17 protein-coding genes are annotated in these 21,981 nt (G+C 69.4%); 2 read left to right on the top strand and 15 right to left on the bottom strand.

Annotated elements, in window-relative coordinates:
* Positions 1–14 precede the first annotated feature (14 nt).
* The 11 genes from ACFWY9_RS41495 to ACFWY9_RS41545 all read right to left on the bottom strand — a co-directional run bounded on the left by ACFWY9_RS41495 (position 15) and on the right by ACFWY9_RS41545 (position 14,602).
* Positions 15–1,082: an N-acetylglucosamine kinase gene (locus tag ACFWY9_RS41495; protein ID WP_378341463.1), complete on the bottom strand. Its 1,068-nt coding sequence runs from the start codon at positions 1,080–1,082 to the stop codon at positions 15–17.
* The gene (locus ACFWY9_RS41500; protein ID WP_378341464.1) at positions 1,079–2,344 is read right to left on the bottom strand and encodes a 6-phospho-beta-glucosidase; all 1,266 of its coding nucleotides are present in this window, start codon (positions 2,342–2,344) and stop codon (positions 1,079–1,081) included. Before ACFWY9_RS41500 ends, ACFWY9_RS41495 begins: the two co-directional genes overlap by 4 nt.
* The gene (locus ACFWY9_RS41505; protein ID WP_378341465.1) at positions 2,341–3,225 is read right to left on the bottom strand and encodes a carbohydrate ABC transporter permease; all 885 of its coding nucleotides are present in this window, start codon (positions 3,223–3,225) and stop codon (positions 2,341–2,343) included. Before ACFWY9_RS41505 ends, ACFWY9_RS41500 begins: the two co-directional genes overlap by 4 nt.
* Positions 3,222–4,214 carry a carbohydrate ABC transporter permease gene (locus ACFWY9_RS41510; protein ID WP_378341466.1) on the bottom strand — a complete coding sequence of 331 codons (993 nt, stop codon included), beginning with the start codon at positions 4,212–4,214 and terminating at the stop codon, positions 3,222–3,224. Before ACFWY9_RS41510 ends, ACFWY9_RS41505 begins: the two co-directional genes overlap by 4 nt.
* Before the next feature lie 5 nt (positions 4,215–4,219).
* Positions 4,220–5,602, bottom strand: coding sequence for an ABC transporter substrate-binding protein (locus ACFWY9_RS41515; protein WP_378329844.1), 1,383 nt, complete (start codon positions 5,600–5,602; stop codon positions 4,220–4,222).
* 11 nt (positions 5,603–5,613) lie between these two features.
* A complete protein-coding gene (locus ACFWY9_RS41520; protein ID WP_378329852.1) occupies positions 5,614–6,870 on the bottom strand; it encodes an ROK family transcriptional regulator in 1,257 nt (418 codons plus the stop codon).
* A 586-nt stretch (positions 6,871–7,456) separates the two neighbouring features.
* Positions 7,457–8,476: an NAD(+) diphosphatase gene (gene nudC / locus ACFWY9_RS41525; protein WP_378341467.1), complete on the bottom strand. Its 1,020-nt coding sequence runs from the start codon at positions 8,474–8,476 to the stop codon at positions 7,457–7,459.
* The gene (locus ACFWY9_RS41530) at positions 8,476–9,855 is read right to left on the bottom strand and encodes a M16 family metallopeptidase (RefSeq protein ID WP_378341468.1); all 1,380 of its coding nucleotides are present in this window, start codon (positions 9,853–9,855) and stop codon (positions 8,476–8,478) included. Before ACFWY9_RS41530 ends, nudC begins: the two co-directional genes overlap by 1 nt.
* A complete protein-coding gene (locus ACFWY9_RS41535; RefSeq protein ID WP_378341469.1) occupies positions 9,852–11,159 on the bottom strand; it encodes a M16 family metallopeptidase in 1,308 nt (435 codons plus the stop codon). Before ACFWY9_RS41535 ends, ACFWY9_RS41530 begins: the two co-directional genes overlap by 4 nt.
* Positions 11,160–11,199: 40 nt before the next feature.
* Positions 11,200–12,828 (bottom strand): DUF2207 family protein, encoded by a 1,629-nt coding sequence (locus tag ACFWY9_RS41540; protein WP_378341470.1) that lies wholly within the window; start codon positions 12,826–12,828, stop codon positions 11,200–11,202.
* A 4-nt stretch (positions 12,829–12,832) separates the two neighbouring features.
* Positions 12,833–14,602, bottom strand: coding sequence for a DUF2207 domain-containing protein (locus ACFWY9_RS41545; RefSeq protein ID WP_378341475.1), 1,770 nt, complete (start codon positions 14,600–14,602; stop codon positions 12,833–12,835).
* 512 nt (positions 14,603–15,114) lie between these two features.
* Here ACFWY9_RS41545 and ACFWY9_RS41550 point away from each other — a divergent pair.
* Positions 15,115–16,254 (top strand): neutral zinc metallopeptidase, encoded by a 1,140-nt coding sequence (locus tag ACFWY9_RS41550; RefSeq protein WP_378341471.1) that lies wholly within the window; start codon positions 15,115–15,117, stop codon positions 16,252–16,254.
* Between the two features lie 450 nt (positions 16,255–16,704).
* Here the strand turns inward: ACFWY9_RS41550 and ACFWY9_RS41555 are convergent, their stop codons facing one another.
* Positions 16,705–17,748, bottom strand: coding sequence for an RDD family protein (locus ACFWY9_RS41555; RefSeq protein ID WP_378341472.1), 1,044 nt, complete (start codon positions 17,746–17,748; stop codon positions 16,705–16,707).
* Positions 17,749–17,869: 121 nt separating this feature from the next.
* Here ACFWY9_RS41555 and ACFWY9_RS41560 point away from each other — a divergent pair, with 121 nt between their 5' ends.
* Positions 17,870–18,877, top strand: a complete 1,008-nt coding sequence (locus tag ACFWY9_RS41560; RefSeq protein ID WP_378341473.1) for a stage II sporulation protein M — start codon at positions 17,870–17,872, stop codon at positions 18,875–18,877.
* Positions 18,878–19,197: 320 nt separating this feature from the next.
* On the opposite strand, the gene ACFWY9_RS41565 is transcribed toward ACFWY9_RS41560, so the two are convergent.
* From ACFWY9_RS41565 to ACFWY9_RS41575, 3 genes are all read right to left on the bottom strand, one after another.
* Positions 19,198–20,670 carry a pentapeptide repeat-containing protein gene (locus ACFWY9_RS41565; RefSeq protein ID WP_378341474.1) on the bottom strand — a complete coding sequence of 491 codons (1,473 nt, stop codon included), beginning with the start codon at positions 20,668–20,670 and terminating at the stop codon, positions 19,198–19,200.
* A gap of 159 nt (positions 20,671–20,829) precedes the next feature.
* Positions 20,830–21,240, bottom strand: a complete 411-nt coding sequence (locus ACFWY9_RS41570) for an Imm1 family immunity protein (RefSeq protein ID WP_378329835.1) — start codon at positions 21,238–21,240, stop codon at positions 20,830–20,832.
* Positions 21,225–21,731 (bottom strand): DddA-like double-stranded DNA deaminase toxin, encoded by a 507-nt coding sequence (locus ACFWY9_RS41575; RefSeq protein ID WP_378329834.1) that lies wholly within the window; start codon positions 21,729–21,731, stop codon positions 21,225–21,227. The genes ACFWY9_RS41570 and ACFWY9_RS41575 overlap by 16 nt, the downstream gene beginning before the upstream one ends.
* Positions 21,732–21,981 lie beyond the last annotated feature (250 nt).

Raw genomic sequence — 21,981 nt, forward strand, 5'->3', positions numbered from 1 at the left:
AACACTTCGTTGCCTCACACCCCCCCCCCGAGGGCGCCGTTCGGGGGCTTCTCCCCCAATAACTCCACCCTAAACACCCCTCCCCCCCACGCCCGCTGGGTAGCCGCCTTCAACGCCGCCTTCGCCGACGCCGGCGCGCCCAGCGTGTCCAGCCCGAACAAGGCCGCACCCACCACCGGATCGACGTCGACGACCCGGACCACGGCCTTCGGCGCCACCTTCAGGCACCGCCGCTCGATCTCCGCGATCACCTCCGCGCCGACGCCGGTGAGCACGCCGCCGCCGAGCACCACCTCCGGCGCCGACATCGTCAGCTCCAGCTGCCGCAGAATCACCGCGACCATCACAGTGACCTCGTCGACGAACCGGGCGACGACGTCCTGAGCGACCTCGTCCCCCTTCGCCGCGACCTCGAACAGCAGCGGGCACAGCCCGTGGATCGAAGCAGCCGGAATTTCCTCGAAGTGCAGGCCCTGCACCACTTCCAGCAGCGTCTCGGCCCCGAAGTACCGGGTGACGGCGTCCTGCAGCGCGGTCCCGGGACCGCGCCCGTCCTCCGCGCGCACCGCCCACCACAGCGCCTCCTCGCCGAGCCGGTAGCCGCCGCCCCAGTCACCGGAAACCTTGCCCAGCGCCGGAAAACGGTATACCCGGCCGTCCGGCCCGACGCCGGCGCCGTTGATCCCGGCCCCGCAGACGATCGCGACCCCGGTGCCGTCCTCGCTCCCCGCACGCAGCAACGCGAGCGAGTCGTTGCCGACGGTCAGCGTGTCGCTCCAGCCGCGTGCGGACAACGCCGCGTGCAATGCCTCCTCCTCACGCGGGAAATCCAGCCCGGCGAGGTAGGCCGAAGTGTGCAAGGCGAACGGCTTCGCCACCGGACGCCCCGCGGAACCCAGCGCTTCGACGACGAGATCCTCAAGCGCCGCAACACATCCATCGACACCGACGCTCTGCGGCGACGCGCCGGGCCCCCGCGACTTCCCGAGCACGACACCGTCCCGGGAAATCACCAGTACTTCGGTTTTGCTGTTCCCCCCGTCGATCGCCACGATCACCTCGGCGACACCCACCGCCGTCATGCGTGTGCCCAGGGCAGGAACTCACGATTGATGCGCACCAGCGAGTCGGCGAGCTGATCGGCCTTCGTGTACTGGCCGACGAGCGGATGTGCCAGCAGCGCGTCCGCCACCCGGTCCCGGCCGCCCTTCAACGCCGCCTCCAGCGCCAGGTGCTCGTACGACGTCACCCCGGCCATCAGCCCGGCGAACCGCTGCTCCACCGGCGCCTGTGCGATCGGCTTCGCCCTGTTTGCGTCCACAGTAGACGGGACCTCGATCACCGCGTCGTCCGGCAGGAACGGGAACGTGCCTTCGTTGCGGACGTTCACGACGTGTTCCTCCGCGGGCCCGCCCGCCGTCAGCGCGTGGACGAGCTGCACCGCGGCCTCGGAATAGTAGGCACCGCCCCGCTTTTCCAGCTGCTCCGGCTTCGTCACCTGTTCCTCGTCGAGATACACCTTCAGCAGCTCTTCCTCGACGTCGCTGACGACTTCCGCGCGAGGCCGCTCCGTGCGCTGCTTGGTCACCTGCTCATCGTGCCCGTAGTAGTACTTCAGGTAGTACGACGGCACGACGTTCATCCGCCGCATCCACTCGACCGGCGCGCTGACGTGCTCCGACAGGAACTCCGCGTGCTCACCGAGCAGTTCGGGCAGCCGGTCGACGCCGTTGACGAGGACGCCGCGTTCCCAGCTCAGGTGGTTGAGTCCGGTGTGGACAAGGCGGACGTCGTCGGTGCCCGCGCCGAGCAGCTTCGCGAAGGTCCGCTGCAGGTGGATCGCCACGTTGCACAGCCCGACCGCGCGATGCCCCTCGTTGAGCAGCGCGCGGGTCACGATCCCGACCGGGTTGGTGAAGTTGACGATCCAGGCGTCCTCGCCCGCCACCTTGCGGACCCGCTCGGCGATGTCGAGCACCACCGGCACGGTCCGCAGCGCCTTCGCCAGCCCACCCGCGCCCGTCGTTTCCTGACCGACACAGCCACACACGTGCGGAAACGTCTCATCGTTCCGTCGCGCCCGCTGTCCGCCGACCCGCAGCTGGATCAGCACCGCGGACGCGCCGTCGACGCCTTCCTCCAGGTTCCCCGTCGTGCTCACCCGCGCCGGGTGCCCGGCGTGCGAGAGCAGCCGCTGACTGAACCCGCCCACCGCCTCGACCCGGTAGGCGTCGGGGTCGATCAGCACGATCTCGTCGACGTCCAAAGTGGACCGCCGACCGGCGATCCCGTCGATCAGCTCCGGCGTGTAGGTGGAACCACCGCCGACGACCGCAAGCTTCATCCCTTGACTCCCGTGAACGTAATACCCTTGACGAAGGATTTCTGCGCGAAGACGAACAACACGATCACCGGCGCCATGATCAGCGCCGTCGCCGCCATGGTCAGGTTCCATTCGACGTGGTGCATCCCGCGGAACGACGCGATCGCCAGCGAGAGCGGCCAATGGTCCTTGTTCTCACCGGTGTAGAGCAACGGACCGAAATAGTCGTTCCAGGTGAACAGGAAGCAGAACATCGCGGTGGCCGCGATCCCCGGCTTCGCCATCGGCACCAGCACCTTCACCATCGCCTGGAACTCGTTACAGCCGTCGATCTTCGCCGCTTCGATGTAGTCCTTCGGAATGGTGACGAAGAACTGGCGGAGCAGGAAGATCGAGAACGCGTCGAACAGGAAGTACGGCACGACCAGCGGAACGAGGGTCCCGGTGAGCCCGAGCCGCACCCACAGGTCGTACAGCGGCACGATGGTGACCTGCGGGGGCAGCATCATCGCCACCACGGTCAGCATGAAGAACAGGTTCTGCCCGCGCCAGCGCAGTTTCGACAGCGCGTAAGCCGCCGGAATCGCGGAGACCAGCGCACCGATCGTGGCCAGGCTCGAATACAGCATGCTGTTGCCGAAGTACTGCAGCAACGGCGCGTCCTTGAAAACCTTCACGAAGTTTTCGAAGTGCCATTCCGTCGGCCACAGGCTCGACGACATCGCCTGGTCGCTCTTCATCACCGCGGTGAGCACGACGAACACCACCGGCGCCGCGAAGATCACCGCGAGGGCGATGCCAAGCGCGTGGTTGGCGATCCAGAACAGCTTCTTGTTCCAATTGCGTTTCACCCGTACTCGCGGTGGAATCGAGGCGGGCGCCACTTCGGAGATCGTCGTCATCCGGATTCCTCCTGATGTTGACCCTTACGGAACCGCCGCACGAGCAACCACGTGAACCCGGCCGAGACGATGAACAGCAGCACCGCCATCGCCGCCGCGTAACCCATGTTGAAGTACCGGAAACCCTGGACGTACAACCAAAGCGGGTAGGTCAGCGTCGAGTTCTGCGGCGCGCCGATGAACTTGGTGTTGCCCGCGACGTCGGCCGTGCCCGACGCGGCGGACCCCGCCACGATCGCCTGCGTGAAGAACTGCAACGCATAGATGATCGAATTGACCACGCCGAACAACAGCACCGGCGAGATCGACGGCAGCGTGACGTGCCAGAACCGGCGGATCGGCCCGGCGCCGTCGAGCTCCGCCGCCTCGTACTGTTCCTGCGGCACGTCCAGCAGTGCCGCCAGAATGATGATCATCAGCTCGCCGGAGCCCCACAACGCCAGCAGCGTCAGCGCGGGTTTCGACATCGCGGGATCGTTGAACCACAGCCCGCCGTCGATCCCGACGAGCCGCAGGAACCGGTTCACCGGACCGAATTCCGGGTTGAAGAGGAACACGAACGCCAGCGTCGCCGCGGCAGGCGGTGCCAGCGACGGCAGATAGCACAGCGTGCGGACGAATCCGACACCGGACTTGAGCCGCGAGATCACCGACGCGACACCGAGCGAGAACACCACCCGGCACACGGTGAGCACGATGACCAGCCACAGCGTGTTGTACGCGGCCTTGCCGATCAGCTGTTCACTGGTGAACATCCGGATGTAGTTGTCGAACCCGACGAACTGCGGCGGGTTGATCAGATCGTATTTGGTGAACGAGTAGTAGATCGTGGCGATGAGCGGATACCCGAAGAAGATCAGGAATCCCAGCGAAGCGGGCGCGATGAACAACAGCACCGTGCGGCGGTGCCGCGCCCGGCGGGCCCTCGTCCGCGCCGCGACCGGCGCGGACGAGGAACCCGTCGTGTGTGCGGAAAGTGTCGCGGTCATCCTGCTCAGCCGCCGGAACCCTTTTGCGCCAGCTCGTCGTTGACCTGCTGGTCGACCTTCTTGAGTCCCTCGGCCAGATCGGGCACCGCACCGGCCTGCCACTTCTCGGCGAAGTCGTTGACGGCCTTGAGATGCGCGTCGCCGATCGGCGTCGACGGGTTCGGCACCAGCTTGCCGCTGCCGTACATGTCGAGGAACGTCTTGAACTCCTCGCCGAGCTGCAGCTTCGGGTCGGTCAGCGAAGCCTTGGTGCTGGGTACGTTCTTGAGCCCGTTCGCCAGGTCCACCAGTGTGTCGGTGTCCAGCGTCATCTGCTTGATCAGCTCCCAGGCGGCACCGGCGTTCTTGGCACCCTTGGGAATCGCGATGATCGTGCCGGTGGTGAAGCCGCCGCCGTACTGACCGGCCAGGGTGTCGAGCACCGGCGGCGGCGCGGTGGCGAACTTGAGGTCCGGCGCCTGGTCCTTGATGAACGCGGTGCGGTACTCGCCGTCGATCATCATCGCCAGCTTGCCGCGCTGGAAACCGTGGTCGGCCGAATACTCGTCGCCAAGGCTGGACTTGAACTGCTCCACCTTCTGGTGGCCGCCGTAGAAGTCGATGAGCTTCTTCTGGAACTCGAACATCGCCTTCCAGCCAGGGCTTTCGGCCAGATGCGACTTCCCGTCCGGGCCGAGGTACTGCGCGCCGAAGTTCGGGGCCCAGTACTGCGCCATGTTGGCGTAGAACGGCATCGACGGGATGAACCCGGCGACCTTGATCGACCCGTCCGGGTTGAACTGGGTCAGTTTCTTGGCTGCCTCGAACAGTTCCGTGGTGTTCTTCGGCGGCGTGGAAAGCCCGGCCGCGGCGAACATGTCCTTGTTGTAGTAGAAGCCGTAGACGTCCGACAGCATCGGCATCGCGCACCGCTTGCCCTGGAACTCCGTGTAGCTGCGCACCGCGTCCGGGATCTGGTTCAGATCGATCTTGTCCCGGTCGATGTACGGCTTGAGATCCTGGAAACTGCCGTTGGAGCACCAGGCGCCGAGATTGTCGGTGTAGAACGAGATCGCGACGTCCGGCGGGTTGCCACCGCGGATCGACTGCGTGATCTTGTCGTCGTCCTGGTTGCCCTCGTGTTTGACCTCGATGTTCGGATACTTCGTCTTGAGCTTGCCGAGCGCCTTGGTGACCACCTCGTATTCACGCGAGGTGAACTTGCTGTAGACGGTCAGCGTGAGCTTTTCGTCCTTGCCGGGCGCGGCGGCGGGCTGGCCCTGGCCGCCGCCACCCGGCGCGGCGGCGCCGGAACAAGCGGTGGTCAGCAGCGCGAGCGCCGCCGCGGTACAGGCCAGCAGCGTGCCGCGTTTCCGTGCGGTGCTGCCGATTCGGGTCGTGCGGGACATGACCCTCCTCCTCAATCGGTCGGGGCGGGGGACGGGGTGGGGCTGGTGTCCGGGAGCGCCGCGGCCGCACCGGGTGCTCCTCCCCCGGGCCTGCGTGGCCCGAGGAGAATGGGGGCGCTGAGGCCGAAGACGTCCTCGCGGGCGATGGCGAGCGCCGATTGCAACGCCCCTGCGCGCACGGCGTTGCCCGCCACCGAGGCGACGCCGACTGGAGTGCGGGGCAGGACGAGTTCGTGCAGGCGCGACGCGACACGTGCGGCGAAGTCCTCGCCGCCGGCGCGGCTGGTTTCCCCGCACAGCAACACAAGTTGAGGGTCCGCGACAGCCACGAGACTGGCGACGCCGCCCGCGACGCGGCGCGCGAGATCGTCAAGAAAGGCGTCGGCGGCCTTGCTGTCTTCGCGCCGCGCCAGCGCAACGGCCTCCCAACCGCTCTCGGCGGTGAGACCGTGTACCGCGGCGAGACGAACAACCGCAGGCGAGTCGACGAGGTTGCCGAAGCGAGCACCAGCGCGAGGACGCTCCTCGCCGGTGTCGACCGAGACGGGATCGGGCACGCGCATCCAGTCGATTTCGCCGCCACCACCGGTCGCGCCGCGCAGCAGACGCCGTCCGATCACGACCGCGCCGCCGACGCCTTCGGACAGCCACACCATGACGAAGTCGTCGAGCCCGGCCGCGCGGCCCGCGGTCATTTCCTCGACCGCGACCAGGTTGACGTCGTTCTCGATGGTGACCTCGACGCCGAGCTGCTCGCTGAGCCTGCCCGGCACGTCGAACCCGAGCCAGCCGGGGATGTGCGGCGCGGAGGAGAGGAGACCGGTGCGGGGATCGAACGCGCCCTGCGCGCCGATGACGACGTTGGCCAGGTCCGGCAGGGTGAGCCCGGCGAGCCGAGTGGCCTCGGAAAGCGCTTTCCCGAACTCTCCGACGATGTCCGCGCCCTCGTGCGCGGGCAGCGGTGCGCGCAGTTCCGCCAGGACCCGCCCGGCGACGTCCGCGATGACGAAGTCGCCGGCCTTCGGGGTGAGGTCGACCGCCGCGACGTACGCGAGACTGCCCGTGACCTGCCACAACTGTGCCCGCGGCCCACGTCCGCCACCGCGCACCCCAGCCTTGCCGACGATGCCTTCCGCTTCGAGCCGGGCGATCAGCTGGGCGGTGGCGGGCTTGGACAGCCCGATGGCGACTTCGAGCTCCGCCCGCGTCAACGGCCCTTCACGGAGGAGGACCTCGATGGCGGCGCGATCGTTGATCTCGCGCAGCATCCGCGGGCTACCGGCTCGCACGCACACCCTCCCGGGCTTAATTAGGATACTTTACATACGGTTTCCGGGGACTGTAGTGAGCCGGGGCACAGCCCGTCAACGGCTGCCGGAAACGGACAGGTAACGCTTCCGTGCCCTGCCCACGAGCCGGACCCGCCCGATGGACACTTTCCCGCTTCGCTGGTCACCAGGTCAGCCGCTCACCACCGCGAGTCCCCCGCTCACGCGTCCGAGTCCCACGTTCGGGAGCCCGAGTTCCGCTTTCGCGCGGACGAGTTCCACGGGTCCGGGTTCCCGGCCGGGCCCGGACCGCGGTGGGCCGGGGCCGGTTGCGACAAGGGCGTCCCTGGGTGCGTTGGATGCACCGGGTGCGTCCCTCGGTGCGGTGGATGCGCCTAGGGCGTCCCTCGGATTGTCTCCGGTTCCGGTGGAGTGAGGGCGAAATGCTGAAGGACGCCTTCAGTGCGTTCATCGCACCGAAGGCGTCCTTCATAGCGCCCAGTGCACCGAAGGCGTCCTTCAGCACTCGACGCACCGCAACGCGAACGTTGAACTCGGGCGCCTCAGTGGGGGACCCGCGGAGGTGTCAGGCTTCGGTTTCGGCCCAGGCGGCGAGCATGACGCGGGCGATCGAAGAGTTGCCCGGCAGGATCAGCTGCGCCTTGCCACCCGCGATCGGGGTGGGGACCGCCGCGGCGTTGCGGGTCTGGCTGTTCGCGAACGCGGCGCGGACCTCGGCGCGGGAGACCCACAGGGCCTCCTCGATCTCGCCGTCGGCAGGGGTCAGCGGGGCCGACCTGTCGGCGCGGGCGGTGAAGCCGAGCATGATCGAGCGCGGGAACGGCCACGGCTGGCTGCCGAGATAACGCACATCGGAGACCTCGACGCCGACCTCCTCGCGAATCTCCCGCACGACACAGTTCTCCAGCGACTCCCCCGCCTCGACGAACCCGGCGAGGATCGAGTACCGGTTCGGCGGCCAGATCGGCTGCCGCGCCAGCAGGACGTGCTCGCCGTTCGTGCCCTCCTGGTCGTGCACCAGGCAGATCACCGCCGCGTCGGTGCGCGGGTACTCCTCGCGCCCGTCCCGCGTGCACCGGCTCGCCCAGCCGAACTGCACCAGATCCGTCGGCGCACCGCACTTCGTGCAGAACCTGGCTTGGCGCCGCCAGTTCCGCAGCGCCTGCGCGGTGGTGAACAGCCCGGCCGAGGTGTCGTCCAGCAGATCGCCGTAGCCCCGCAGATCGACCCAGAACTCGCCGTCGACGCGCAGCACCTCTTCGGTGATCCCCCAGCTGCCCTGCATCCGCACGGTCTCGCCGCCCTCGGCCGGGGCACCGGGCATCGACCAGTAGTCGACGCCCTCCCATTCGCCGAGGAACGCCGCTTCCGGCGGTGGTTCGGTGCCGAACTCCTGGGTCTTGCGGGTCGCGAGGGTCTTGCTGCCTTCGAGCACCGGTGTGCGGCCGGTGTCCTCCAGCAGCACCACCCGGGCGTCCGGCCACCGCTGGACCAGACGCTCCGGGTTGGTACGCAACGACTCCTGACGGTCCACAGTGGACCGGGACAAGGTCGGCAAGGAGCCGAGGCGGAACGGAGCGGTCATTACGCCGACTCGCCCACCGTGATGTCGCCGAGCGCGGTGAGCTTCGGCGCGAGCAGGTCGGCGTCCCCGACGACCACGCCGGTGAACCGCTTGGGCGCGAAGAACTCCAGCGCCGCGGCGGCCACGTCGTCGGCGGTCACGGCGGCCACCCGCGCGGGGTGCTCGGCCAGCCATTCGGCGCTGAGCCCGGTGGTGGCCAGCGCGAGCAGCTGCCCGGCCAGCCCGGTCTGCGAGGACGTCGAGGTCAGCAGCGAGCCGATCGCGTACTGCCGCACCGACTCGAACTCCTCGGCGGTCGGCGGCACCAGGCCGAGCCTGCCCAGTTCGTACCGGGTCTCCAGCAGGGCCGCGGCGGTGACGTCGCTCGCGGTGTCCGCGTCGACGTTGATCACCGCTGTCCCGTCGGTGAACTCGAAGCCGGAGTGCGCGCTGTAGGTGTATCCCTTGTCCTCACGGATGTTCTCTACCAGCCGCGAGGAGAAGTAGCCGCCGAACGTGAGGTTCGCCAGCTGCAGCGCCGCGTAGCGCGGATCCGTGCGCGGCAGGCCCTGCGCGGACAGCCGGATCTGCGACTGGACCGCGCCGGGACGCGGCACCAGCAGCACGTCACCGCCGGTCAGGTCGGGCAGCGCCGGGAGCCGGACGGCGGAGCGGTCCGAAGCCCAGCCGCCGAACGCCCGCTCCAGCTCGCCGATGACACCCTCGGGGTCGATGTCCCCGACGAGCACCAGCACCGAACCCCGCGGGAGCACCGACGCGGCGTGCAGCGCGCGCACCTGCTCGGGCACGACGACCGCGACGTCCTCGGCCTGCGGCACCTCGCGAGTGGCCGGGTGGTCGCCGTAACGATGCTTCTGCAACGCCTCGCGCGCGATCGTGCGCGGCTGGGTCCGCGACACCGCGATGCGCTCGATCAGCCGCTCGCGTTCCCGCTCGACCTGATTGTCCTGATAGGACGCTCCGGTCAGCACGTCGCCCAGCACGTCGAGCAGCGTCGGCAGCCCGGACGACAGCGCGGAACCGGACACCACCAGCCGCTCCGGGTCCACGCCCGCGGACAGGTCGCCGCCGATCAGCGCGAGCTCGGCGTCGATCTCGATGCGGTCGCGCCGCCCGGTGCCGGTCAGCAGGGTCTCGGCCAGCACCTCGGCCGTCGCCGGGTGCAGCCGGTCCTCACCGGCGAACGGGATCCACAGCCGGACCTCCACCAGCGGCACGGTCGCCTTGCGCACGGCCAGCACCCGCAGCCCGTTGGCCAGCGTGGTGTCCACATGGGACAGATCGGCGGCGGCGCGCTGCTCGCCGAGCGCGGGCAGCGGACGCGGCCCGAGCGGGGTGCGGCCGATCTCCTCGGCGCTGCGATGCGTAGCTGAACTCACTGCTGCTCCCCATTCCCGTTAGCCCCATTGCCGTTGGCAGGCTTGATGACCAGCACCGCACGCGCGTCCGGCCGCAGCGCCTTCGCCGCCGCCGACACCGCCTCGCCGGTGACCGCGGACATCTGGTCCGCGAGCCGGTACACCAATGAGGCGTCGCCGTAGAGCAGCTCGAACGCGCCCAGCGCGAGCGTGCGGGACACCAGCCTGTCGTGCTCGGAGTGCAGGCTCGCCGCCCAGCGCGCGGTGACCTTCTTCAGCTCCTGCTCGCCGGGCGGTGTCGCGGCCAGCTTCTCCAGTTCCTCGTCGAGCGCGGCGAGCACCCGCTCCCGGGAGACCTCGTGCGGGTGAATCACCGTGATGGTGAACGTGTCCGGGTCCCGCGCCTCGAACGGCCCGAACAGGCCGGCGCCCGCGCCGATGTCGACGACCAGCGGCTCCCGGTGTACCAGCCGCTGCTGCAGCCGCGATCCGTCGCCGTCGGTGAGCACCCCGGCGAGCACGAGGTGGGCCAGATAACCCTCGACGTCGTTGATCGGGTCCGGCATCCGGTAGCCGACCGCGAGCGCGGGCAACGGCGCGTGCGGGTCGAGGTGCTCGCCGTGCAGCTCGCCGGTGGGCAGCGGCTCGGCGAACGAGGGCCGTACCGGGGCCGGCCGGTGCGGGACGTCGCCGAAGTGCTTCTCGATCAGCGCGCGGGCCGTGCCGACCTCGAAGTCGCCCGCCACGGTGAGCACCGCGTTCGCCGGCGAGTAGTAGGTGTCGAAGAAGGCCGCGCAGTCCTCGATGGTGGCCTGCTCCAGGTCCTCGAAGCCACCGTATCCGTTGTGCGCGTTGGGGAACGTGGAGTACAGCACCGGCGGGAGGAGGATCCACGGGAACCCGCCGTACGGCCGGTTCAGCACGTTGAGGCGGATCTCCTCCTTCACCACGTCGATCTGGTTGGCCAGGTTCTCCTTGGTCAGCTTCGGCGCGCGCATCCGGTCGGCCTCGAGGAACAGCGCGCGCTCCAGCGCGGCCGAGGGCAGCACCTCGAAGTAGTCGGTGTAGTCCGGATGGGTGGACCCGTTGAAGGTGCCACCGCTGGACTGCACGTGCCGGAAGTGGGCGAGCTTCTCCAGGCTCTCGCTGCCCTGGAACATCAGATGTTCGAACAGGTGCGCGAAGCCGGTGCGCCCCTCCGGTTCGGAGCGGAAGCCCACGTCGTAGTGCACGCTGACGCCGACAACGGGCGCGGTCGCGTCGGGCGCGAGCACTACGCGCAAGCCGTTGTCGATGGTGAAGCGGACGAGCTCGGGATCGGCCATGGCCCCACCCTACGGCCAAGGACCGACAGAAGGCTCGCGGCTATCCCGTCGAACCGGCGTCGGTGAAGAGCCTGCCCCGCCGGGCCGCGGCGAACGCCCCGGCGAGCGCCGCGGCGAACTCCCCCGCTCGCCCGATCGGGACCTCGGCTTCGCACCAGTAGAGCGGCGGCGGATGCTTGAGCTCGGCGAAGATCGACGTCCACGCCCCGAGTTCGCCCAGCGCGAGCGCGTACGGCAGGCCGCGCGAGAACACCAGCTCGCGCTCGGGCTTCGCGAGCGACTTCGCCGTCGTCAGCGCGAGCCGTTCGCCCAGCCCGCACAGCCTGCGACGCAGCAGCCGTCCGCTCGACCGCCGAGCGGGGAGCAGCGCCGACGCCACGACCGCCGCCGCCCCGGCGAGCATGACGATCACGCCGAGCTGCGCGTAACCGACGGTGAACGCGAGCAGCACGGTCAGGAACAGGCCGTAGAAGACGACCCGGATCCCCGCCCGTCCGAGCCGTCCTAACCGCCGCGAAGGAGGCTGGGAGAACCAGCCGTTCCGGACGACGTCGGCGTGAAGCGCGTCCCGCACCTGGCCGATGTCGATGCGGCGGCGGCGCAACTCGGCCAGCGTCACCGAATCCTCGCCGTCCGGCAGCACCACGGCGAACACCGCACGTTCGAAGACGGTCAGATGCTCGTCGGCCGGGTTGCGGCGGGTGAGCCGCCAGCCGGTGTCCTCGGCGCTCACCCACAGGTAGTTGCGCACGACGAGGTCGAGCACGGTGGCGGCCAGGTCGACGGGGCTCGCCCGGCCGGTGGTCACGGTGGCGACGTGCCCCGGCAGCACCCCGTCCGGCGAAGCGAACTCGCCGTCCGGGCTGAGCAGCTCGACCGGCAGCGGCTCGCCGGGCCGTGCGTCGCGACGGCGCGTCAGCCACACCAGTACGGCCGCCACGACAAGCACGGCGGCGAAACCCCACCACGCCGCGATCACCGGCGGCGTGCGGACGAACGCGCCGCCGATCGTCGCCGACGGCACGAGCTTCGCGTTCGCGGGCACGGTGCCTGGTGGCAGCTCCACCGTCGCGGACATCCGTTGCCCGGCGGGGAGGTTCTGCTGACTGAACCGGGTCAGCCCGGCGTGGTCGATCTGCGCGGCGCCGCAGTGCGTGCCGGAACCATCCGGCCCGGCGACGCAGTCGACGGCGGTCGGGATCCTTGGCGCGGCAAAGGAAGCGCGCACAAGCTTCAGCTCGGTGTCCCACCCGCCGGCGAGGGGCCACGTGACGTGCTCGACGCCGCCCTCGTCCGCGGACACCGCACCGTCCACTGTGTACCGGAGGATCGAGGTGCCCTCGGTCAGGTGCGCGGTGAACACGTCGCCGTCGAGCTGCGCGGATCCGCTGCCCTCCAGGACGACGTCGCGCAGGCGGTAGACCCGGTCGCGATGGTGCGCGGCGGGCGTTTTCAGGGGTACCCGGCGGTTCATCGTGGCGCCGTTCGGCACCGAGATGGCCTCGGCGACCGACAGCGAACCGTCCCGCTGGAGCTTGAGCTGGATCTCGGCGCTCTGCGGCAGTCCGGGCAGCGGCGGCTGGTCCGGCTGGTCCTGAGCGGACGCGGCGGGGGTGAACGCGAGCAGCAGCGCGGCGACCCCCGCGAGCACGCCGGGCCTGGCGGTCACGGGCTCAGCGCGTCCCCGCGGGGGCGCGGAACTGGCCCGATTCGGCGAGCAGCCCGTCCAGCGCGGTCAGGAACGACGGGAAGTGCGCGCCGAAGCGGCGCAGATCCTGTTCGGATTCCAGGCCACCGAACCAGTACAGCCCGGCCGCGCCGTCCGCGCCGGGGTTGAGCGAGGCGAACGTGCCCAGCCAGCGCTCGGTGTCGCCGAGCACCACCGCGTACGGCAGCGAGCGGGAGAAGACCATCTCGCGGTCGGCGGCCGGGATGTCCTCGGCCTTCGCGGTGTGCAGGTAGTCGAGCAGGCCGCGAACCTGGCCCACCAGCGCCCGGCCGCGTGCGGTCCGCGAGGGCAGCAGCCCCGCGCCCGCGGCGATCGCGAGCCCGGCGAGCGCGACCGCGACACCGATCAGTGCCTGGCCGAGGGTGAAGGTGAGCACCGCGGTGGCGACGAGCCCGAGCGCGAAAACGCCCGCACCGAGCCAAGTCAGCCGCGTGCGGCTGAGATCGGGGCGCCGGGAGAACCAGCGCTTGGACACGACGTCGCTGTACATCGCGTCGCTGATCCGGCGCAGATCCAGCCCGCCACGCGAACGCAGCTGGGAGAGCAGCACCGCATCGGTGCCCTCAGGCAGCAATGTCTCGTACACCGCGCGCTCGAAGTCGTGCAGGTGCTCGTCCGGCGGATTGCGCCGGGACAGTTGCCAATCCGGGCCGTTCGGCCCGGGAACTTCGGCCAGCCACAGGTAGTTGCGCACGGCGAGGTCGACGACCGTGGCACTGATGTCGACGACGTCGACGGTCTCGTCCACGACCGTGCCGACCTGGCCGGGCAGCACGCCGTCGGGCGAAGCGAAGAAGACACGGTCGCCGTCGCGCAGCAGGACCTCGACCGGCCCGGTGCCCGCGGCGAGCGCCCCGGCGTCGCGCTTGCGCAGCCGCCAGACGTACAGCGCGCCCGCGATGAGCAGCAGGACGAGGATCGCGAAGACGATGCCGGTGAGCGGGGTCAGCGCGAAGGCGTTGGCGAGCAGGCCGACCTCGGCGAATTTCGCGTTGACCGGCACGGTGCCCGGCGGCAGCCCGACGAGCAGATCGACGCGGTCGCCCGCCCGGATGTCGTTCTGCTCGACCCGAACGACGCCGGTGTGGTCGAGTTCGGCCAGCGTGCAGCGCTGGCTGGAGCCGATCGGGCCGGCGAAGCAGTCGATCGGCGAGAGCCGGGGAACGGGCGCGATGAAGGAGACGGTGATCCGCGCGACCGGGGCGTCCCAGCCGCTCGCGGCCTGCCAGCGGAACTGCTGCTGGCCGCCGACGTCGGCGATCGCACCGTCCACTGTGTAGCTCACGGTGGACTCGCCGCCGCGGAAGGTCAGCACGAGCTGGTCCCCCTCGACCGCACCGGTCGCGGCGCCCTCGGCCTTGACGTCGCGGACGGCGAACACGCGGTCCTGGTCGTCGCTCGCCGACACCCGCAGCGGCACCCGCGAGGTGACCTGCTGTCCACCTGGGACAGTCACCTTTTCGGTGACCGACACGGCGCCGTCGCGCAGCAGCTTGAGGGCGACCTCGGCGCTCGTGCCCTGGGGCGGCGGCTGCTCCAGACCGGGCACGACACCCCCGGCGAGCTGCGGTTTCTGCAGCTGCTCGGCAGGCAGGTTCGGCAGTGAGGGACCGGCGGACGGGCCGGCCGTGTCGACGTCCGAAAGTCCGTTGCCCGGCGGCTGCGCGGCGGCGGGCAGGGCGCCGAGCAGCGCCACTCCGGCGGCCAGGGCGATCGCCACACCCCAATTCCTCAACACAGCACCACACCCTAGAGCACTCGATCTATGCTGACGCCCGGATCGGCGAGATTTCAGCAGGTCCGCCGCTTTTGACGGAGCATGAGCACTGGGGGTTCCACACGATGACACAGCCACCCGGCCCGCAGGGACCCTGGCGCGGGCCGGTGCCCCCGCCGGGTGGCCGCCCGCCGCTCCCGCCGCCGGGTGCGCGCCCGTTGCCGCCGCCGGGGGCCCGTCCGCTGCCACCCGCCGGTCCTGGGTCCACTGGTCCTGGGTCCGGTGGTCCTGGGTCCGGTGGTCCTGGGTCCGGTGGTCCTGGGTCCGGTGGTCGTGGTCCTGGGTCTGGTGGTCCCGGGTTCGGCGGCGCACCTGGGCCGGGCAGTCCCGGGTCTCGCGGCGGTCCTGGGTCTGGCGGTCCCGGGTCCGGCGGTGGTCCTGGGTACGGCGGACCCGGCCCCGGCGGTGGTCCGGGGGCCCGTCCGGTCCCGCCCCCACCCGGACGTCCGATGCCGCCACCCGCGGCCGGTCCGCTGCCTCCCCCACCGCCTGCCGGCCCGGGTTTCGGGCCGGGATACCCTGCGCCGCAACCATTCGGGCAGCGCTTCGCGCCCGCGTACGCGCCGTACCAGCCGAAGAAGTCGAACACCGGCGTGATCGTCGCGATCGCCCTCATCGGCGTCGTCGCCCTGGGCGGCGGGCTCGTCGCCGCGATCGCGCTGCTGGGTGGCAGCACCCGCCACGTCGCCGATGCGGGCTACTCCAGCACGTACTCGTCCTACAGTGACACGTCGACGTACTCCTCTTCGTCGTACTCGACGACGTCGTCAAGCACGCCGAGCAGCAGCCGCAGCACCGGAACGCGCAGCTCGCGCACCACCGAAACCCGCTCGACGGCACCGACCCAGACCGGACCGCGATCGGTGGCGAAGCTGGGCGACAACCCGCTTTTCGCACAGGCGAACTACGGGCTGCAGAACGTCCCGTGCTCGCTGAGCCGATGGGCCACCGACCAGGGCAGCGTCCAGAGGTTCTTCCAGTCCGGCATCGGCTGCCTCGACGCGATGTGGTCGAAGATGCTGTCCGCGGTCAACCTCCCGTTCTCGACTCCGCACCTTTCGGTGCCCGCGTCGATCTCGGAATCCTCGACCCCGTGCGGGAGCGGCGGAACGTCCACGGGGGTCACCCCGTTCTACTGCCCGACGAACAACACGATCTACATGCCGATGAACCGCATCGAGATCGAGACCTGGGGCAACCATCCCGGGCCGTACCTGTCCATCCTGGCGCACGAATACGGCCACCACGTGCAGGCGCTGTCCGGGATTTCCGAGGCCTACGGCGACAAACGCTATGACGCGGGCGCGGACTCCGCCGCGGGACTGGAACTTTCGCGCCGGATGGAGCTGCAGGCGCAGTGCTTCTCGGGCATGTTCCTCGGCTCGGCCTCGGTATCCGGCGGCTCGGTCGACAAGAACGTCTACAACGAGGCGTGGAACGCGCAAAACCGCGGCGACGACTACTCGCGCAACGGAAAACGTGACCACGGCACCGCGAAACACAACATCGCGTGGTGGCAGCACGGCGCCACGACGAACCGGAACCAGCAGTGCAACACCTGGAACTCCGCCTCCGGCGACGTCTCGTGACCCCTCCGCCGCAGCAGGTCCGTGAATGCCACATTGAGTTCCCTCAACGTGGCATTCACGGTAAGGGGCGGGTCTGGCTTCGCTGGGGTGTTTCCTCGAGGTGGTCGGGTGACGTCGGTGACTGATGGGGCTCGTGGGGCGGGCTCGCGGCGGTGTCGGTGTCGCGAAAGCTCCGTTGGGGACGGTGAACGTCCCGAACGGCGCGTTCGGGACATGGGACCCGGCCCTGGAGTGTCGCGAAGGGGACATCGACGGCGTTGAACGTCCCCAATGGACCATTCACGACGTCGCCGACCAGCGCGAAAGCCGCACCAGCTGTCGCCCATGTCGACCGCAACCGACAAAACCTCAATGTGGCATTCACGGACCGCTGAAGGAATGAACGGAAGATTCAGGACAGCCTGAGGCCCCCTACCAAACAAAGTACGGGCGGGGACCGACAGAAAAGCGTCAGCTGGGCGGGGTGAAGGGGTTCTCGACCGGCGGCGGGGCCGATTCGGGCTGGGCGGGCCGTGGCGCGGTGGGTGGTTCGGCACTCGACGCACCCGGCATCGGCGCGGGAGGCGGCGGAGCGGCCGGAGGCCATGAGCCCACCGGTGCGCCATAAGGTTGCGGCGCCGGATACGCCGCGCCATAGCCGGGCTGCGGTGCGAAAGGCTGCGGCGCCGGATACGGCTGCGGGTAGGCCGGACCGTAGCCGGAATGCGGCGCCACGGGTTGCGGCGCGGGCGCGGCGGCCATCGCGCGGACGTGGTCGCGATTCCGGCGTTCGGCGAGCACCGCCGACAGATACGCCCAGAGCGGCATCCCCGGCGGAACCGGCGTCCCGATGCGTTCGGCGACCTGCTGCGCGAGGCCGTACCCCAGCGCCTCGGCCGCCTCGAGCCGCAGTTCGGTGTACCGGGCCAGATACTGGCGGACCGCCAGCGCGAGCTCGTCCGGCAGCCTGCTCAGGTCCAGCTGCGCCGCCCACGGTTCCAGGCCCGGCGGCATCATGATCCCCGCCTGGCCGCTGTCCGGGACCCGCTCGCGGATCACCACCGTCCCCGCGAGGAAGTCGCCGACCCGGCGCCCGTTGGACGACGTCAACGACACGATCACCGCCACAGCACCCAGGAAACCGAGCGCCCAGAAGTCGACGAAGAACCCGGCGAGCGCGCGGGTGAGCGCGTGCCGGAACCGGATCGGGCCGCCGTCGGTGCGCACCACCCGCAACCCCAGCGCGAGCTTCCCGAGCGACTTGCCCCTGGTCAGCGTCTCGAAGATCACCGGATAGCCGATCATCACGAGCACGAAGAGCACCAGGATCAGGGTGACCCCCAGCGACGCGTCGTCCACCGGCAGGGCGAACACGACCAGCATGATCGCGCCGACCAGCAGCGCGCCCTGCACCAGCACGTCGAGCAGCATGGCCACGCCGCGGCTGGCCAGCTTCGCCACCCGCAGGTCCAGCACCACCGCTTCCCCGGTGACCAGCTCGGACTCTTCTTCCACGACGCCCAGCCTAGTGCAGCCGCGCTCCCGCCCGGCAGATCGTCCGAAGTGGACAGTCACGCCACCCGTGCACACCTCGCGCCGGGCGGCCTAGGCTGGGGCCAGGATTGGGAGGTGCCCGTTGGATGTCGACGTGTTCGTCGCCGCGCACAGCGCCGAATGGACCCGGCTCGGCGAACTCACCCGCCGGCGCGGGCGGCTCAGCGGCGCCGAGGCCGACGAGCTGGTGACGCTGTACCAGCGCACGGCCACCCACCTGTCCATCATCCGCTCGTCCGCACCGGACCCGGCGCTGCTCGCCCGGCTCTCCGGCCTCGTCGCCCGCGCCCGATCGGCTGTCGCCGGATCACACAACCCCGCCTGGCGCGAAGTCGCCCTCTTCTTCACCCAGCGGTTCCCCGCCGCCGTGTACCTCAGCCGGCGCTGGTGGGTCCCCGCCGCGCTCGTCTGCACGGTGCTCGGCGCCGTGCTCGCCGTGTGGATCGCCGGGGACGCGCAGGTGCGCGCCACGCTGGTCACCCCGGAGGAACTCAAGGCGATGACCGCGCCCGGCGGCCAGTACGAGGCGTACTACTCCACCGGCCCCGCCGCCTCGTTCGCCGCGAAGGTGTGGACCAACAACGCGTGGGTCGCCGCGACCTGCCTCTTCCTCGGCGTCGTGCTCGGCCTGCCGGTCATCGGCGCGCTGTGGGTGAACACCCTCAACGTCGGCGTCGGCGGCGGGCTCATGGCCGCGGCCGGGCGCGGCGACATCTTCCTCGGCCTCATCCTCCCGCACGGCCTGCTCGAACTGACCGCCGTCTTCATCGCCGCCGGAACCGGCCTGAAACTCGGCTGGACCGTCATCGACCCCGGACGCCGCTCCCGTTCCGCCGCGCTCGCCCGGCAAGGACGTTCCGTCGTGGTCATCGCGCTCGGCCTGGCCTGCGTCCTGCTGGTGTCCGGGATCGTCGAGGCCTTCGTGACCCCGTCCGTCCTCCCGACCTGGGCACGTATCGGCATCGGCGCCGTCGTCGAACTCGCCTTCCTGACCTACGTCTTCGTCCTCGGCCGCCGCGCCGCCCGCGCGGGCGAAGCAGGCGACATCGACAGCCGCGACGCCGGAGACGCCCTCCCCGAATCCGCCTGACCCCGCCGCGGCCGGGAGCAGGGGACCTTTACTAACGTTGCTTAGCACGCTAACTGTTGGTGAGCCAACGGACGTTAGCAAAGGTCCCTTGCTGAGTTCCGGCGTGCTGACCTGGTATTTCTACGGAGGCACCTTCTCGCCTGCATGTTTTCGCTGTCAACTGCGCGCGTTGCCGCGCACCAACCTGCTCCCGGGTGCGTGAACGAGTGGCTTGTTCCCACGAGTTCCCCCACGTGGATCAGCCCCCCTGCTCGCAGTTGGCGGTGCATCCTGAATACGACCGCGCTACTGCTCAGCTTTGACAGGTCTCGTCAGGTGCTTCATCCGGCTCCAGCCCGGTCGGGGTCATCGGCTTCCGCCACATGTGCCCGCAGTGACTCAGGCATGCCCAACTCGAACACGGCGTCGCTGAGGTCCGGCTTCCGAACAAAAGTGACATCGGTGAACTGGGTGTCCTTGGTGAATCTGGCCTTGCTGAACCTGGCGTCCATGGCGAAACTTGCTCTGGCGAAGCTGGTCCAGCTGGTGAAGCTGACCCCGATGAAGCTAGCGTCCGTGCTGAAGCCGGTCTCCCTGGCGGAGTTGTCCCCGTTGAAGCTGGCCCCCTTGAAGCTGGCCCCCTTGAAGCTGGCCCCGTTGAACTGGACGCCTGCGTTGAAGCTGGCCTCTATGAACTGGGCACGCCCCGCGAAGCTGGTCCCGAGGAAAGCGGCATGCTTGGTAAAGCTGGACTCGTTGAAATCGGCATGCTTGGTGAAGCTGGCGTCGCTGAATGTGGTATATCCGGCGAAGCTGGCCCCGTTGAACCGGGCGTCCCCGGTGAAGCGGGCCTTGCGAAACTGGGTGTCCTGGGTGAAGCGTGCGTTGCTGAACCAGGCTTCCTCGGCAAAGCTGGTTCCGTTGAACCAAGCATATCCGGCGAATCTGGCACCGATGAACTCGGCGTCTCCGACGAAGCTGGCGTCAGTAAAGTCGGCCTGTTCCTGGAAGTTCACCGCGAAGAACCAGGTGTCGCCGATAAAGACGGTGTTGGCGAAGGTCCCTGTTCGGAGGTGGGTGTCGTCAAGGTTGAAGTCGATGAGGGTGGCGCCGGTGAGGTCGAGGTCGAGGTTAGCCCAGAACGTGTCCACCGGATGATCACTATCTTTACCAGGCTTGAGATGGGCGGCGATAATGCGTTGGGCTGTAAGTCGGACCTCCCGCTCTTGCCGAGCCTCGTCGTCCAGTTCGGCGACGGTGGGGTTCTCGGTCTGGCCGGTTTGCGGCGTAGAGGAGACGCCGCCACGGGGCGCCGGGGCGAGGGGGCGGCGTATCCCGCGCCGCTGCCGCGGGCGCTGCTCGCCGGGCAGGGTAAACGGGCCGCGGAGGTAGGCGCACAACACGTTGACGACGGTTTGTCGGTGGTCGGGGTTGTCCTGAGCGACCCGTTCCAGTGCGTAGAGGCCGCCGTGCCGGACTGCGGCCTTGTCTGACCCGAGTTGCTCGACGGCCTTGACGTACAGCTCGGTCATCCGACGCTCGGCAGCGTCGTGCTCGGTGGACCACTGCCGCCGTCCGGCCAGCACCAGCGCCACCACGCCGCCGGTCCCGGCACCGACAGTCAGCCCGGTCTTGATCAATTCGATCCGGTTTTTCGGATCACCGGCGTCGACGAGGCTCAGCAACAGCGTCACTGCGGTCCCCGCGACGATCGCGACCGGGACGACGATCACGACGATCGCCCACCACCACGTTCCCCGACGCCCACGCCACCATCGCGCCAGCCTCGGCACACGCCGTTCGATCAGGCTCATGCGGACTACTCTTCCGAACAGTCCGGCACTCCTACTCTCCGACGCGCGGCATGTTCTCACGTAAAGCAGGGCCCAGCGCGCGATCGGCGGTCACATGCGCCCGCAGCGGCTCGGACACGCCTTGTCTCGCCCGCCCCCGTCGGCGGAGAGGCGCACTGATCAGCCGCGCGGCTGCCAGTCGATGGCGACCGGGCGTGCACCGGAGGCCATGAACTCGTGGGCAGCCCGCCGAACATCGGCGAGCGGGAGTTCCGCATTGGCCGGGAACTCGTTGGACGCGCCGCCCATGCTGAAGTAGATCGGTGCCTCCGATGCGGTTTCGGCACTGAGGCTGTAACAGCCCTTGCGGTGTTCACCTCCGGCGTAGTGGAGGACTCCGCGTTCGCGCTCCGCATCCAAACCAACGTCGAGCAGGCCCCGCCGGGGTTCGCCGTGGACATGAAACTGGACGATGCGCGGTCCGCCGATCTCCGCGACCTGGTCCAGCACGGCGTCCAGCTCCGCGGCAGTGTGCACGACTACCGGTCGTTGGGCTGGCGAGTCGAACCAGGCGTCTACTGCTTCCACCACGGGGTGGCTCCTCCTCGGTAGATGTCGGTGGTCTTGGTGCCGTCGGGCAGTGTGCCGTGCACGGTGAGCGTCGAGCCTTTCGGCAGGAGCGCAGGGACGAGGGTGTCACATCCGAACGGCCCTTCGCAGGAGGTGTAGTTGATGGCCACCGCGGCGTCGGGGATGCCGTTCTCCGCCATGTGTGCGGCGAGTTTCGTCTCCACGTGGGTGGTCGTGACGGGAGTGACCGGGATGTCGAGGGCATCGAGCTGGCGTTCGGCGGCCTCGGCCATCCCATCCCAACCGCTGGCGATTGGCTGGGCCTCCCCGCCGGCGGACCAGTTCCCATGTGTCTTCCGACCTCGGTCACCGGGCCGAATCGGTGGCGGCAGCCCGGCGCGGAGCCTGTCCTCGGCGGTGGGTGCCAGCGGGCGAGGCACCGTTTTGGGCGTGCTTGCCGGAGATGCTGGTTCCTTCGTGACGCCGAGGCTGTCTCGATAACTGCTGGCCATCCGGTCGATGCCTTAGACCACGCCGATGAACTGCTCGATCTCTGCGGCGGCCTCGGCGAACCCTCGGAGCGCGAGACCCGGTTCCTCGGCGTCGAAGCCTTGGACTGCCTGACTGAGGGTGGCTTGCGCGTCGGCAAGCTCCTGCGCAGCCTCAGTGGGGTTTTTTCATCCTGTTGGTGCTGGTCTGGGTGCTTGACGGGGTGGGTTGTGGTTATGCCGCAGGGGTTTGCTGGGTTGCGTACCGGCGGTA

The sequence above is a fragment of the Amycolatopsis sp. NPDC059027 genome, assembly GCF_042739735.1.
GTDB lineage: Bacteria > Actinomycetota > Actinomycetes > Mycobacteriales > Pseudonocardiaceae > Amycolatopsis.

Bases quoted from the DNA above. Each gene is read 5' to 3' on its own strand.
- ACFWY9_RS41495 (WP_378341463.1), bottom strand. From the start codon at position 1,082: ATGACGGCGGTGGGTGTCGCCGAGGTGATCGTGGCGATCGACGGGGGG.
- ACFWY9_RS41500 (WP_378341464.1), bottom strand. From the start codon at position 2,344: ATGAAGCTTGCGGTCGTCGGCGGTGGTTCCACCTACACGCCGGAGCTG.
- ACFWY9_RS41505 (WP_378341465.1), bottom strand. From the start codon at position 3,225: ATGACGACGATCTCCGAAGTGGCGCCCGCCTCGATTCCACCGCGAGTA.
- ACFWY9_RS41510 (WP_378341466.1), bottom strand. From the start codon at position 4,214: ATGACCGCGACACTTTCCGCACACACGACGGGTTCCTCGTCCGCGCCG.
- ACFWY9_RS41515 (WP_378329844.1), bottom strand. From the start codon at position 5,602: ATGTCCCGCACGACCCGAATCGGCAGCACCGCACGGAAACGCGGCACG.
- ACFWY9_RS41520 (WP_378329852.1), bottom strand. From the start codon at position 6,870: ATGCTGCGCGAGATCAACGATCGCGCCGCCATCGAGGTCCTCCTCCGT.
- nudC (WP_378341467.1), bottom strand. From the start codon at position 8,476: ATGACCGCTCCGTTCCGCCTCGGCTCCTTGCCGACCTTGTCCCGGTCC.
- ACFWY9_RS41535 (WP_378341469.1), bottom strand. From the start codon at position 11,159: ATGGCCGATCCCGAGCTCGTCCGCTTCACCATCGACAACGGCTTGCGC.
- ACFWY9_RS41550 (WP_378341471.1), top strand. From the start codon at position 15,115: ATGCCGCCACCCGCGGCCGGTCCGCTGCCTCCCCCACCGCCTGCCGGC.
- ACFWY9_RS41565 (WP_378341474.1), bottom strand. From the start codon at position 20,670: ATGAGCCTGATCGAACGGCGTGTGCCGAGGCTGGCGCGATGGTGGCGT.
- ACFWY9_RS41575 (WP_378329834.1), bottom strand. From the start codon at position 21,731: ATGGCCAGCAGTTATCGAGACAGCCTCGGCGTCACGAAGGAACCAGCA.